This is a genomic window from Usitatibacter rugosus, assembly GCF_013003965.1.
GTDB classification, from domain to species: Bacteria; Pseudomonadota; Gammaproteobacteria; order Burkholderiales; family Usitatibacteraceae; genus Usitatibacter; species Usitatibacter rugosus.
In genome coordinates, this window is sequence record NZ_CP053069.1 from 1,630,205 (window position 1) to 1,643,134 (window position 12,930).

15 protein-coding genes are annotated in these 12,930 nt (G+C 67.9%); 12 read left to right on the top strand and 3 right to left on the bottom strand.

Features of this window, described 5'->3' with window-relative positions; translation table 11 throughout:
- The first annotated feature begins 7 nt into the window (after positions 1-7).
- The 12 genes from truA (at position 8) to DSM104443_RS08060 (ending at position 11,189) form a co-directional block, all read left to right on the top strand.
- Positions 8-790, top strand: a complete 783-nt coding sequence (truA, locus tag DSM104443_RS08005; protein ID WP_171091089.1) for a tRNA pseudouridine(38-40) synthase TruA — start codon at positions 8-10, stop codon at positions 788-790.
- Positions 787-1,419 (top strand): phosphoribosylanthranilate isomerase, encoded by a 633-nt coding sequence (locus DSM104443_RS08010; RefSeq protein WP_171091091.1) that lies wholly within the window; start codon positions 787-789, stop codon positions 1,417-1,419. Before truA ends, DSM104443_RS08010 begins: the two co-directional genes overlap by 4 nt.
- Positions 1,397-2,596 (top strand): tryptophan synthase subunit beta, encoded by a 1,200-nt coding sequence (gene trpB, locus DSM104443_RS08015; RefSeq protein ID WP_212757039.1) that lies wholly within the window; start codon positions 1,397-1,399, stop codon positions 2,594-2,596. Before DSM104443_RS08010 ends, trpB begins: the two co-directional genes overlap by 23 nt.
- Positions 2,593-3,408, top strand: coding sequence for a tryptophan synthase subunit alpha (gene trpA, locus DSM104443_RS08020; protein ID WP_171091094.1), 816 nt, complete (start codon positions 2,593-2,595; stop codon positions 3,406-3,408). Before trpB ends, trpA begins: the two co-directional genes overlap by 4 nt.
- Positions 3,405-4,274 (top strand): acetyl-CoA carboxylase, carboxyltransferase subunit beta, encoded by an 870-nt coding sequence (gene accD, locus DSM104443_RS08025; protein WP_171091095.1) that lies wholly within the window; start codon positions 3,405-3,407, stop codon positions 4,272-4,274. Before trpA ends, accD begins: the two co-directional genes overlap by 4 nt.
- A complete protein-coding gene (gene folC / locus DSM104443_RS08030; protein ID WP_171091097.1) occupies positions 4,271-5,527 on the top strand; it encodes a bifunctional tetrahydrofolate synthase/dihydrofolate synthase in 1,257 nt (418 codons plus the stop codon). Before accD ends, folC begins: the two co-directional genes overlap by 4 nt.
- 17 nt (positions 5,528-5,544) lie before the next feature.
- Complete coding sequence (locus DSM104443_RS08035; RefSeq protein ID WP_171091098.1) at positions 5,545-6,219, top strand: SPOR domain-containing protein; 675 nt, start codon at positions 5,545-5,547, stop codon at positions 6,217-6,219.
- Between the two features lie 65 nt (positions 6,220-6,284).
- On the top strand, positions 6,285-7,805 hold the full coding sequence (gene purF, locus DSM104443_RS08040; RefSeq protein ID WP_171091101.1) for an amidophosphoribosyltransferase: 1,521 nt from the start codon (positions 6,285-6,287) through the stop codon (positions 7,803-7,805).
- Positions 7,806-7,809: 4 nt separating this feature from the next.
- Positions 7,810-8,997, top strand: coding sequence for an O-succinylhomoserine sulfhydrylase (locus DSM104443_RS08045; protein ID WP_171091103.1), 1,188 nt, complete (start codon positions 7,810-7,812; stop codon positions 8,995-8,997).
- A complete protein-coding gene (locus tag DSM104443_RS08050; protein ID WP_171091105.1) occupies positions 8,994-9,818 on the top strand; it encodes a dimethylarginine dimethylaminohydrolase family protein in 825 nt (274 codons plus the stop codon). Before DSM104443_RS08045 ends, DSM104443_RS08050 begins: the two co-directional genes overlap by 4 nt.
- Positions 9,808-10,245 (top strand): DUF4124 domain-containing protein, encoded by a 438-nt coding sequence (locus DSM104443_RS08055; protein ID WP_171091107.1) that lies wholly within the window; start codon positions 9,808-9,810, stop codon positions 10,243-10,245. The genes DSM104443_RS08050 and DSM104443_RS08055 overlap by 11 nt, the downstream gene beginning before the upstream one ends.
- Complete coding sequence (locus DSM104443_RS08060; RefSeq protein ID WP_171091109.1) at positions 10,245-11,189, top strand: patatin-like phospholipase family protein; 945 nt, start codon at positions 10,245-10,247, stop codon at positions 11,187-11,189. The genes DSM104443_RS08055 and DSM104443_RS08060 overlap by 1 nt, the downstream gene beginning before the upstream one ends.
- On the opposite strand, the gene DSM104443_RS08065 is transcribed toward DSM104443_RS08060, so the two are convergent.
- Genes DSM104443_RS08065 through DSM104443_RS08075 form a run of 3 tightly spaced genes read right to left on the bottom strand, consistent with a single transcriptional unit; the run spans position 11,141 to position 12,860 of the window.
- Complete coding sequence (locus tag DSM104443_RS08065; protein ID WP_246232621.1) at positions 11,141-11,806, bottom strand: UDP-2,3-diacylglucosamine diphosphatase; 666 nt, start codon at positions 11,804-11,806, stop codon at positions 11,141-11,143. The genes DSM104443_RS08060 and DSM104443_RS08065 overlap by 49 nt on opposite strands.
- A gap of 59 nt (positions 11,807-11,865) precedes the next feature.
- On the bottom strand, positions 11,866-12,363 hold the full coding sequence (locus DSM104443_RS08070) for a peptidylprolyl isomerase (protein WP_171091111.1): 498 nt from the start codon (positions 12,361-12,363) through the stop codon (positions 11,866-11,868).
- Positions 12,363-12,860, bottom strand: a complete 498-nt coding sequence (locus DSM104443_RS08075) for a peptidylprolyl isomerase (RefSeq protein WP_212757152.1) — start codon at positions 12,858-12,860, stop codon at positions 12,363-12,365. The genes DSM104443_RS08070 and DSM104443_RS08075 overlap by 1 nt, the downstream gene beginning before the upstream one ends.
- Positions 12,861-12,930 lie beyond the last annotated feature (70 nt).

A 12,930-nucleotide genomic window follows, 5' to 3' on the forward strand; every position in this document is an offset into this window, starting at 1 on the left:
TTCTCCCATGCGCATCGCCCTCGGCCTCGAGTACGACGGCTCCGCCTTCTGCGGATGGCAATCGCAGCCGGGCGGCTGCGGCGTGCAGGACCATCTCGAGAAGGCGCTCTCCACGTTCGCCGATCGCCCGGTCTCGGTCCTCGCCGCGGGCCGCACCGACACCGGGGTTCATGCCACCGCGCAGGTCGTGCACTTCGACACCGACGCGCAGCGCGACGACAACTCGTGGGTGCGCGGCCCCAATAGCTACCTGGATCCTCGCGTGCGCGTGCTGTGGGCGCGTCCCGTGCCGGACGAATTCCACGCGCGCTTCAGTGCCCGCTCGCGCACGTACTACTACTTGTTGCTGGACGATCCGGTCGCGCCCGCCGCGCTGAACGCGCGCATGGGCTGGTTCCACAAGCCGCTCGATGTCGCGGCCATGTCGGCCACGATGGGGATGTTCCTGGGCGAGCACGACTTCAGCGCCTTCCGCGATGCGCAATGCCAGGCCAAGTCCCCGGTGAAGGTGATGCACGAGGCACGGATCGAGCGGCGCGGAAACATGATCGTGTTCACGTTCCGCGCGAGCGCCTTCCTGCACCACATGGTGCGAAACCTCGTGGGCTCGCTGGTCTACGTGGGCGCGGGCCGCTTCGATGCCGAGGCGCTGGCGAAGGTGTTCGCCTCCCTCGACCGCCGCAACGCCGCGCCGACGTTCGCGCCCGACGGGCTCTACCTCGCGGCCATCGAGTACGATCCTGCTTTCGCCCTCCCGGCCTTCCGGCCGTTCCCGCTCTTCCCCTCATGAGAACGCGCATCAAGATCTGCGGCCTGCGGGATCCGGGGCACGCGAAGCTCGCGGCACAGGAGGGCGCGGATGCGATAGGCCTCGTGTTCCATGCCGCCAGCCCGCGCGCGATCTCGATCGAGGACGCTATGCGCGTCGCGGCCGCGGTCCCGCCGTTCGTGATGACGGTGGGTCTCTTCGTGGATGCGCCCGAATCGGAGATCCGCCGCGTGCTGGAGCGCGTGCCCCTGGACCTCCTGCAATTCCACGGTAACGAAACCCCCGGGGAGTGCGAGCGTTTCGGAAAACCTTTCCTGCGTGCGGTACGCATGGAAGAGGGGGTCGATTTGGTAGAATACGCACATCGATTTTCGAGCGCGAAAGCGCTGCTGCTCGATGCCCACGTGCCCGGTGTCCCAGGAGGGACCGGTCACCGATTCGACTGGGGACGCATTCCCCGCGAGCTACCCATACCCATCGTGCTGTCCGGCGGTCTCGATTCCGGGAACGTAGGCCAGGCGATTCGCGAGACGCGGCCCTGGGCCGTGGATGTCTCCAGTGGCGTGGAAGGCCAGCGAGGCGTGAAGGACCCGGCAAAGATCACCGCATTCATCCGGAGCGTTCAACGTGAAGATGTACGACCTGCCTGACGCGAGCGGCCATTTCGGCCGGTACGGGGGCACGTTCGTCGCGGAAACGCTGCGCGCGGCGCTGGACGAGCTCACGCTCGCGTACTCGAAGTACCGCGAGGACGCCGAATTCCAGGCCGAGCTCGCGGATGAATTCGCGCACTACGTCGGCCGCCCGAGCCCCATCTACCACTGCAAGCGCCTCTCGCGCGAGCTGGGCGGTGCGCAGATCTACCTCAAGCGCGAAGACCTCAATCACACGGGCGCGCACAAGGTGAACAACACCGTGGGCCAGGCGCTGCTCGCCAAGCGCATGGGCAAGCCGCGCGTGATCGCCGAGACGGGCGCGGGCCAGCACGGTGTTGCTACAGCGACCGTCGCCGCGCGCTACGGCATGGAATGCGTCGTCTACATGGGCAGCGAGGACATCGCGCGCCAGGCGCAGAACGTCTATCGCATGAAGTTGCTCGGGGCCACGGTGGTTCCGGTGGAGAGCGGCTCCAAGACCCTGAAGGACGCGCTCAACGAAGCGATGCGCGACTGGGTCACCAACGTGCACAACACGTTCTACATCATCGGCACCGTCGCCGGCCCGCATCCGTACCCGATGATGGTGCGCGACTTCAACTCCATCGTCGGCAAGGAATGCGTCGAGCAGATGCCGGCCTATGCGGGCCGCCAGCCGGACATGGTGCTCGCGTGCGTGGGCGGTGGCTCCAATGCGATGGGCATCTTCTTCGACTACATCCCGCACGAGAACGTGAAGCTGGTCGGCGTGGAGGCGGGCGGCCTGGGCCTGGAGACGGGCAAGCATGCCGCGTCGCTCTCGGCCGGCACCCCGGGCGTTCTGCACGGCAACCGCACGTACCTGCTGCAAGACGCGAACGGCCAGATCACCGAAACCCATTCCATCTCGGCCGGCCTCGACTATCCCGGCGTCGGTCCCGAGCACGCGTGGCTCAAGGATTCCGGCCGCGCGTCGTACGTGGCCGTGAACGACGCGGACACGCTGAAAGCCTTCCACACGCTCTGCCGCACCGAGGGCATCATCCCCGCGCTGGAATCGAGCCACGCCGTCGCCCACGCGATGAAGATCGCGCCGATGATGGCCAAGGACAAGATCCTGCTCGTGAACCTCTCGGGCCGCGGCGACAAGGACATGCACACGGTGGCCACGGCCTCGGGGCTGACGTTTTGAGCCGCATCGCCGCCACCTTCGAGAAGCTGCGCGCGCAGAAGCGTGCCGCGCTCATCCCCTTCGTCACCGCGGGCGATCCCGCGCCCGAGCACATGCCCGCGATCATGAAGGCGCTTGTCGCCGGCGGCGCGGATGTGATCGAGCTGGGCGTCCCGTTCTCCGATCCGATGGCCGACGGCCCCGCGATCCAGCGTTCCTCCGAGCGCGCGTTGAAGCACAACGTCGGGCTGCGTGACGTGCTGGCCTTCGTGGCCGCCTTCCGCAAGACCAACGATTCCACACCCGTCGTGCTGATGGGCTACGCGAATCCGGTCGAGCGCATGGGCTTTGCGGCGTTCGTCACCGAGGCGAAGAAGTGCGGCATCGATGGCGTGCTCATCGTCGACTACCCGCCCGAAGAGAGCGGCCCCTGGCTCGAGGCCCTTGCGGGCTCGGGCATCGACCCCATCTTCCTGCTCTCGCCCACCTCCACCGACACGAGCATCGAGCGTGTCGCCAAGGTGGCCGCCGGCTACGTGTACTACGTGTCCCTGAAGGGCGTGACGGGCGCGGCCAACATCGATACGAAAGACGTCGAGGCGATGATGAAGCGCATTCGTTCCCGCACCCAGCTTCCCGTGGGCGTGGGCTTCGGCATCCGCGATGGCGCCACCGCGAAGCGCGTGGCCGGCTGCGCGGACGCGGTCGTGATCGGCAGCCGCATCGTGCAGGAGATCGCCGAGGCGCCGGGCGCCGAGATCGGCGCGCGTGTCGAGAAGCTGGTGCGCGAATTCCGCACCGCCATCGATTCGAAGGAGAGCGTGGCCGCATGAGCTGGTTCCGCAAACTCCTCCCGCCGAAGATCAAGCGGGACGTCTCCACGGAGAAGAAGACCGTTCCCGAGGGCCTGTGGAGCAAGTGCCCGTCGTGCGAGGCGGTGCTCTACTTCACCGACCTCGAGAACAACCTCCACGTGTGCCCCAAGTGCGGCTTCCACAACCGCCTCGCCGCGCGCCAACGCCTGGACCTCTTCCTCGATCCCGAAGGCCGTGCGGAGCTCGCCTCCGAAGTCGTGCCGATGGATCCGCTCAAGTTCAAGGACAGCCGCAAGTACGTCGAGCGCCTGGCCGAAGCGGAGAAGGAAACGGGCGAGACCGACGCGCTGGTCGTGATGCAGGGCTCGGTGAAGAACGTGCCCATGCTCGCGGTCGCGTTCGAGTTCGGCTTTCTCGGCGGCTCGATGGGCTCCGTGGTCGGTGAGCGATTCGTCCGCGCCGTGCAGGCGTGCTGCGATGAGCAACTGCCCTTCGTGTGCTTCACCGCCACGGGCGGCGCGCGCATGCAGGAAGGTCTCTTCTCGCTGATGCAGATGGCCAAGACCACGGCCGCGCTGCACCAGCTCTCGGCCGCGAAGCAGCCTTTCATCTCGATCCTCACCGATCCGACGATGGGCGGCGTGTCGGCTTCGTTCGCGTTCATCGGCGACGTCGTCATTGCCGAGCCGGGCGCGCTGATCGGCTTCGCCGGCCCGCGCGTGATCGAGCAAACGGTGCGCGAGACGCTGCCCGAAGGCTTCCAGCGCTCCGAGTTCCTGCTGGAGAAGGGCGCGATCGACATGATCGTCGACCGCCGCCAGATGCGCGAGAAGGTCGCGCGCCTCGTGACGCTCCTCAAGCGCGACCCCGCGCCCGAGGCTTGAGCCGCTCGCTCGAGGGCTGGCTCGAGTACATCTCCGCACAGCATCCCGCGGGCATCGCCCTCGGTCTCGAACGCGTCGGGGACGTCCTCCAGCGCATGGCGTTGCCCACGCCGCGGGTGACGATCACCGTCGGCGGCACCAACGGCAAGGGCTCCACCTGCGCGATGCTCGAACGCATCCTGCTCGAGTCGGGTTACCGCACCGGCCTCTACACCTCGCCGCACATCGAGACCTACAACGAGCGCGTGCGGGTCCAGGGTCAGTCCATCACCGATGAAGCGCTCGTGCGTTCCTTCGAGAAGGTCGAGGCCGCGCGCGGTTCGACGCCGCTCACCTACTTCGAATACGGAACGTTGAGCGCCTTCGCGATCTTCGCCGAGAGCAACCTCGACGCCGTCATCCTCGAGGTGGGCCTCGGCGGAAGGCTCGATGCCGTGAACCTGATCGACGCCGATGTCGCGATTGTCGTCTCCGTGGACCTCGACCACCAGTCCTACCTCGGCGACACGCGCGAGAAGATCGGCTTCGAGAAGGCCGGCATCTTCCGCGCGGGGCGTCCGGCGATCTTCGGCGACCGGAATCCCCCCGAGTCGCTCGTCGACCACGCGAAGGCGATCGGCGCCGACCTGCAGGTGCTGGGCAAGGAATACGGCTTCGAGCAGCGCGAGCGCCAGTGGGACTTCATCGGCAAGCGCGGCGCCAAGCGCGCGCTGCCTGTTCCCGCGTTGCGCGGTCACTGGCAGCTCAAGAACGCATCGGCCGCACTCGCCGCGTTGGACGAAGTCGCCGACAAGCTGCCGATCTCGCTCGGCGAAGTGAAGATGGGCCTGACCCTCGTGAACCTGCCGGGCCGCCTGCAGGTGATGCCGGGGCGTCCCACGATCGTCCTCGACGTCGCGCACAACCCGCACGCCGCACGCAGCCTCGCCGATGGACTTCTCGACATGGGCTTCACGAGGAAGACCACCGCGGTCTTCGCGATGCTGGGCGACAAGGACATCGGCGGCGTGATCGACGCGCTGAAGGGCCGCATCGACCAGTGGTTCGTCACCACCGTCGCGAACGACCGTGCGGCACCCGCGGAGCGCCTTGCAGAAGAGCTCGCCGCGCGCGGACTGGGCAACGTGACGCGCAGCTTTGCCACGGTGGCGGCCGCACTCGCCGAAGCGCGTCGGGAGTCGGGTCCGGATGATAGAATTCTCGTCTTCGGAACCTTCAATGCCGTGGCCGACGCGCTCCGGACCCTGCGCTAGACCGTCACCCCCGCGCCATGGCGACTTCCACCCCCGATACGAGCGAGATCCGTCGCCGAGGCCGCCAGCGGCTCATCGGTGCCATCACCATCGTCCTGCTGCTGGTCGTCTTCGTCCCGATGCTGCTCGATCCGGAGCCGCGCCAGGACCGCAAGGAACCGGCCGCCGTCGCGATCCCGTCCAAGGACAACGCGCCCGCGCTCCCCGCTCCATCCGTCGCCCCCGTGAAGACGGGGGCCCAGCCCGATCCCGCGACGATCCCGCCCAGGCCCCAGCTCGCCGACGCCACCAAGTCCTCCACGCCGCCCAAGGCCCCGGAAGGCCCCAAGGTCGTCGCGCCGCCCGCCGAGCCCAAGGCCGACCTCTCCCAGGTCATCGCGGCCAAGACGGCCGAAACCGCGCCCGCACCGGTTGTCGCCCCCGTGAAGACGGGGGCCCAGCCAGGGCCTGCCAAGGGTCCCGTCCTCGAAGGCTTCGCGGTCCAGGTCGGCGCCTTCCGGGACGACGAGAAGCTCAAGCAAGCCCGCGAGAAGCTCGCCGCGGCCAAGATCACCCATTTCACCGAGCACCTCGCCGGCAGCGACCTGACGCGCCTGAGGGCCGGTCCGTACAAGACCCGCGAGGCGGCCGACAAGGCCGCCGCGGCCATCAAGACGGCGGGCCTCGACGGCAAGGTCGTCCCCCTGCCATGACCCCCTTGGAAAGCCCCAAAATCAGCCCCATCTTCAAGGGCTTGCCACGGGATACACTCTGACCCATGTGCGCGATCATCGGCGTAGTCGCCCGCAGCCCCGTCAACCAGATCCTCTATGACGGGCTGACGGTCCTGCAGCACCGCGGCCAGGACGCCGCGGGCCTGGTCACGGCCGAGGGCCACAGCTTCCACATGCACAAGGGCGGCGGCCTGGTGCGCGACGTCTTCCGCACCCGGGACATGCGCAACCTGGTCGGCCACATGGGCATCGGCCACTGCCGCTATCCCACGGCCGGCAGCGCCTCCTCGATCGCCGAATCGCAGCCGTTCTACGTGAACTCGCCCTTCGGCATCACGCTCGGGCACAACGGCAACCTGGTGAATTCGGACCAACTGCGCCGCGAGCTCTTCGCCGAGGACCGCAGGCACGTCAACACGAACTCCGATTCCGAAGTCCTGCTGAACGTCCTCGCGCACGAGATCTCCGATGCGTCGCAGGGCAACCCGCGCCTCACGCCGGACATGATCTTCACCGCCGTCGCGGGCGTGCACCGCCGCGTGAAGGGCGCCTATGCCGTGGTCGCCATGGTGGCGGGCTACGGTTTGCTCGCCTTCCGCGATCCCTTCGGCATCCGCCCGCTCATCATCGGCCGCGCGGATACGGAGAAGGGCGTGGAGTTCATGGTCGCGTCCGAAAGCGTCGCGCTCGATACGCTCGGCTTCAAGGTGATGCGCGATGTCGCTCCCGGCGAAGGCGTGCTGATCGACGAGAGCGGCAACTTCCACGCGCGCCAGTGCGCTGGCAAGACCGCGCACAACCCCTGCATCTTCGAGTACGTCTACCTCGCGCGCCCCGACTCCGTGATCGACGGCATCTCCGTCTACGAGAGCCGCCGCAACATGGGCAAGTTCCTCGCGGACAAGATCCAGGGCATGGGCCTGCGGGACGAAATCGACGTCATCATCCCGATCCCCGATTCCAGCCGCCCCTCCGCGCTCGAAGTGGCCGCCAAGCTGAAGAAGCCGTATCGCGAAGGCTTCATCAAGAACCGCTACATCGGCCGCACGTTCATCATGCCGGGGCAGGAAATGCGCCGCAAAAGCGTCCGCCAGAAGCTGAACGCGATGGCGGTCGAGTTCAAGGACAAGAACGTCCTGCTCGTGGACGACTCCATCGTCCGCGGCACGACCTCCCGCGAGATCGTGAACATGGCGCGCGAGAGCGGCGCGAGGAAGGTCTTCTTCGCCTCGGCCGCGCCGCCGGTCCGCTACCCCAACGTGTACGGCATCGACATGCCCACGCGCGCGGAGCTGATCGCCAACGGGCGCACCCACGAGGAAGTCGCCGCGGCCATCGGCGCCGACGCCGTGATCTACCAGGAGCTGGACGCGTTGATCGCCGCCGTGCGCGAGTGCAACCCGGCCATCGAGCGCTTCGACTGCTCGTGCTTCGACGGCGACTACATCACCGGCGACGTCTCGCCCGCGTACCTCGCGGAGATCGAGGCCTCGCGCGCCGACGGTGAGAGCCAGACCCGGCTCTCGAGCTACCAGCTCGACCTCGGCCTCTCCACCGTCGACTGATCCCATGGCGAAGAAGTTGAGGCCCGACACCCTCGGTGTGCGTGCCGGGACCGTCCGCAGCGACTTCGGCGAGCACTCCGAGGCCCTGGTCCTCTCCACGAGCTTCGTCTACAAGAGCGCCGCCGAGGCCGCGCGCAAGTTCGCGAGCACGTCGCCCGAGGACAACATCTACTCGCGCTTCACCAACCCCACGGTGAAGATGTTCCAGGACCGGCTCGCGGCGCTCGAAGGCGCCGAGGCCTGCGTCGCAACGGCTACGGGCATGGCCGCGATCTCGACGATGGTCTTCGGCCTCATGAAGTCGGGCGACCACCTCGTCATCGCGCGCGGCGTGTTCGGCACCGTCGTGCCGCTGCTGGAGCAGATCGCGAAGAAATTCGACATCGAGGTCACGTGGGTCGAGGCGACGAACCTCGACGCGTGGACCCAGGCCATCCGCCCGAACACGAAGCTGCTTTATGCCGAGTCGCCGTCGAATCCGGCGCTCGAAGTCGTGGACATCGCCGGCCTGGCCGCGATCGCGAAGAAAGCCGGCGCCATCCTCGCGATGGACAACGCCGTCGCCTCGCCCGCGCTGCAGCAGCCCATCGCGCTCGGCGCCGACCTCGTGATCCATTCGGCCACCAAGTACATCGAGGGCCAGGGCCGCGTGCTGGCGGGTGCCATTGCCGGGCGCGCCGATCTCGTCACCGGCCCGCTCTTCCACTACGTGCGCACCGCCGGCCCCGCCATCTCGCCGTACAACGCGTGGACGTGCCTGAAGGGCATGGAGACGCTGGGCGTGCGCATGAAGGGGCACTGTTCCAACGCGCTCGAGATGGCGCGCTGGCTGGAGGCGCATCCCGGCGTGGAGCGCGTGCTCTATCCCGCCCTGGAGTCGCATCCGCAGCACGCGCTCGCGATGCGCCAGCAGTCGGGCGGCGGCGCGGTGGTGTCTTTCGTGGCCAAGGGCGGCCGCGAGGGCGCCTGGCGCGTGATCGACGGCGTGCAGCTGATCTCGAACACCGCCAACTTCGGCGACGTGAAGACCACGATCTGTCATCCAGCGACCACCACCCATGGTCGCCTTACCCCGGCGGAGCGCGAAGCGGCCGGGATCGCGGAAGGGCTCATCAGGCTCGGCGTCGGACTGGAGCATCCCGACGACCTCCGCGAGGATCTTTCGCGAGGCCTCACGCAAGGGAAAGCATGATCAAGAAGACGCCGCACGTGTACCTGATGTGCCCGCCCGAGTACTTCGACGTTTCGTACATCATCAACCCGTGGATGCACGGGAACATGCGCAAGATCGACAACGCGCTGGCCAAGGTGCAGTGGCGGGCGCTGTACGACATCCTGTGCGACCGGGCGACGGTACGCCTCGTGCTGCCGCAGCCGGGCTCGCCCGACATGGTGTTCACCGCGAACGCGGGGCTGCTGCGCGGCAAGAAATTCCTGCTCTCGCGCTTCCGCTTCCCCGAGCGCCAGTACGAGGAGCCGTACTACGCCGACTGGTTCATGGACCGCGGCTTCGACGTGACCTACATGCCTCGCGACGTGCCCTTCGAGGGCGCGGGCGACGCGCTGTTCGACCGGAGTGCGGATCGCTTGTGGATGGCTTACGGCCACCGCTCCGTGATCGGCGCCGTGGGGGAGATCGAGAAGCTCTACGGCGTGAACGTCGTGCCGCTGAAGCTCGTGGACCAGCGTTTCTACCACCTCGACACCTGCTTCTGCCCGCTGGAAGGCGGCAAGCTGATCTACTACCCGCCCGCGTTCGACGCGGAATCGCAGAAGACCATCGAGAAGCTGGTGCCTTCGCACCGCCGCTTCGCGATCGCGGAATCCGACGCCCTGCAGTTCGCCTGCAACGCGGTCAACGTGGGCAAGGCCGTCGTGGTGAACCGCGCCGGCAAGGGTTTCGTCGAGGGCCTGGGCAAGCTCGGCTACGAGGTCGTGCAGACCCCGCTCTCCGAATTCATGAAAGCGGGAGGCTCGGCGAAGTGCCTCACGTTGCGCCTCGATGAGAAGTAGCGTCCGCCTCGCCATCGTCGCCTGCGCGCTCGCCGCCGCGAGCGCCTCCGCGCAGGTCTACAAGTGGGTCGACGAGAACGGCAAGGTCCAGTACGGAGACCGGCCGCCCGACGCCAGGAAGGCAGCGCCGGTCAACGTGATGCCCGCCCCGGCTGACGCGCCCGCCAAGCAGCCTGACTGGAAAGAGAAGGACCTCGAGTTCCAGCGCCGCAAGATCGAGCGCGAGCGCACCGAGGGCGCGCAGGCCCGGCGAACCGAATCGAATCGCGCCGCCGCCTGCGCCGAGGCGAGAAGGCGCCTGTCCATCCTCGATGAGCAGATGCCGGTCTACCAGCGCAACGACAAGGGCGAGAAGGTCTACATGGAGGACGCGGAACGCGCCCGCGTGAAGGCCGAGCAGCAGCGCGCCATCTCGGACAACTGCTGATGAAGAAGCTCTCCACGCTGGTGGTCACCGCGGTGCTGCTCGCCGGCTGCCTCGGCGACGGCGACGTGAGCAGCGCCCGCCTGCCGCGTTACGAGGCGCCGGCCGCGGCCTCCGCGCCGCGCGTGGCGCTCGTGCTCGGCTCGGGAGGCCCGCGCGGCTTCGCCCACATCGGCGTGCTCAAGGTGCTGGAAGAGGCGGGCGTGCACGCCGACCTCGTCGTCGGCTCCAGCGTCGGCGCGATGGTGGGTGCGCTCTACGCTTCGGGCCTCGATGCCAAGACGCTCGAGCGCATGGCCTACGACTTGAATGTGATGGAGTTCTTCGAGTTCAAGGCGATCTCCGGCGGCCTCGCCACGGGCCGCGCGGTGCAGGACTACGTGAACCGCCATGTGAACGGCGAGACCCTGGAGCAATTGAAGATCCCGTTCGCGGTGGCGACCGCACGCGAGCGCGACCGCCAGCTCGTGATCTTCAACCGCGGCGACACGGGCCTCGCGGTGCGCGCCGCTGCCGCGAGCCCCGGCCAGTTCGAGGCGGTGCGCATCGGCAACGAGAAGTACATCGATGGCGACGAGGCGAGCCCCGTGCCCATCCATGCCGCGCGCCAGCTGGGCGCCAAGGTCGTGATCGCGGTGGACGTCTCGGCCTACGAGCAGGACACGCCGGCGGGCGTGCCGCAGGCGTGGGTCGAGAAGGATGCGCGCCGGGCGAAGCAGGTGCGGGCCGAGGCGGCCGAGGCCGACGTGATGATCCATCCGAACATCGGCTACTACGCGGGTCACACGGAGGAGTATCGGCGCCGCGTGATCGCCGCCGCGGAACGCCAGACGCGGGCGAAGATGCCGGAGATCCGTGCCGCCCTGGCGCGGGCCGGCGTCACGCTGCCGCCGGCGCCTCAGTCGAGCGCGATGGCGCGCAGCCCCGAGGCCGTGGCTTCGAGGTAACCGCCGGTCTCGTACCAGTCCGGCAGGACCCAGCGGATACAGTTGCGGCCGTCCACGAGGTGCTCGTGGCGTGCGGGCCGGTGCGTGTGGCCGTGGATCATCAGGTCACGGCCCGAGTCGCGGAAGGCCTGCTCCACGCTCGCGGGCGATACATCCATGATGCTCATCGACTTCGTCGCCTTGGCCTTGTCGCCTTCGGCGCGCATCGTCTCCGCGATCTTCATGCGCGCCACGAGCGGCAGGGCGAGCGTCTTCTTCTGCCATTCGGGATCGCGCACCTGCCGGCGAAACGCCTGGTAGGGGAGGTCGTCCGTGCACAGCGAATCGCCGTGCAGGATCACCGCCTGCGTGCCGTAGAGCTCGATGGTCGAGGGGTCGGGGAGGATCTTCACGCCCGTCTCGCGCTCGAAGCGGCCGCCCGCGACGAAGTCACGGTTGCCGTGCATGAAGTAAGTCGGTACGGCCGAGGAGGCCGCGCGCAGCGCCTTGGCGATGCGCGCGGGGAAGGGGAGCTCGAGGGAATCGTCGCCGATCCAGGCCTCGAAGAGGTCACCCAGGATGTAGAGCGCGTCCGCACCCGGCACCTCGTGCTCCACGAACCGCTCGAAGCGAGCCACGGCCTCGGGCCGCGACTCGTCCAGGTGCAGGTCGGAGACGAAGAGGGTGCGGCCCTGCTTCAGACGCGCTCGGCCTTCTCGATCGTGACGGCCGTGCGCGGCACGTCCTGGTGGCCGCCCGTGGTGCCGGTGGGCACGCCCTTGATCTTGTCGACCACGTCCGTGCCCTCGACCACCTTGCCGAAGACCGCGTAGCCCCAGCCCTGCGGGCTCTCGCCCGAGTAGTCGAGGAACGCGTTGTCCTTCACGTTGATGAAGAACTGCGAGGTCGCGGAATCGCGCACGCTGGTGCGGGCCATCGCGAGCGTGTACTTCACGTTCTTCAGGCCGTTGGCGGATTCGTTCTTGATCGTCGCCTTCACCGGCTTCTGCTTCATGTCACTGGTGAAGCCGCCACCCTGGACCATGAAGCCGTCGATCACGCGGTGGAAGATGGTGCCGTCGTAGTGGCCGGCGTCGACGTACTCGAGGAAGTTCTTCGCCGAGACCGGGGCCTTGGCCTCGTCGAGCTCGATGACGACCGGGCCCATCGAGGTGGTGAGCTTGACCTTGGCCATCAGACGCACTCCGCCTTCTCGATGACGACCGGCGTGGTCGGCACGTTCTGGAACGGGCCCGAGTTGCCGGTGGGGACGGCCTTGATCTTGTCGACGACGTCCTGGCCGGAGGTCACCTTGCCGAACACGGCGTAGCCGGCGCTGCTGGCGCTGCGGTTCAGCATGTCGTTGTTGGTGACGTTGATGAAGAACTGGCCGGTGGCGGAGTCCGGATCCTGCCGGCGCGCCATGGAGATCGTGTAGATGTCGTTCTTCAGGCCGTTGGCGGCCTCGTTCTTCAGCGGGCCGCGCGTCGGGCGCTCGGACATGTCCTTGTTGAAGCCGCCGCCCTGGATCATGAAGGTCGGGATCACGCGGTGGAAGATCGTGCCGTTGTAGTGGCCGGCGTCGACGTAGGTCGCGAAGTTGACCACGGTGAGCGGCGCCTTCTCGCTGTCCAGCTCGAGGGCGATCGGGCCCATCGACGTCGTGAGCTTCACGTTGAGGGTCTTGCCCATCTTCATCTTGGCGGCGCAGGTCGTCGGCGCGGCGGCCTTGGCATCGGCGGCCCCCGCCTTCGCGGGGGTG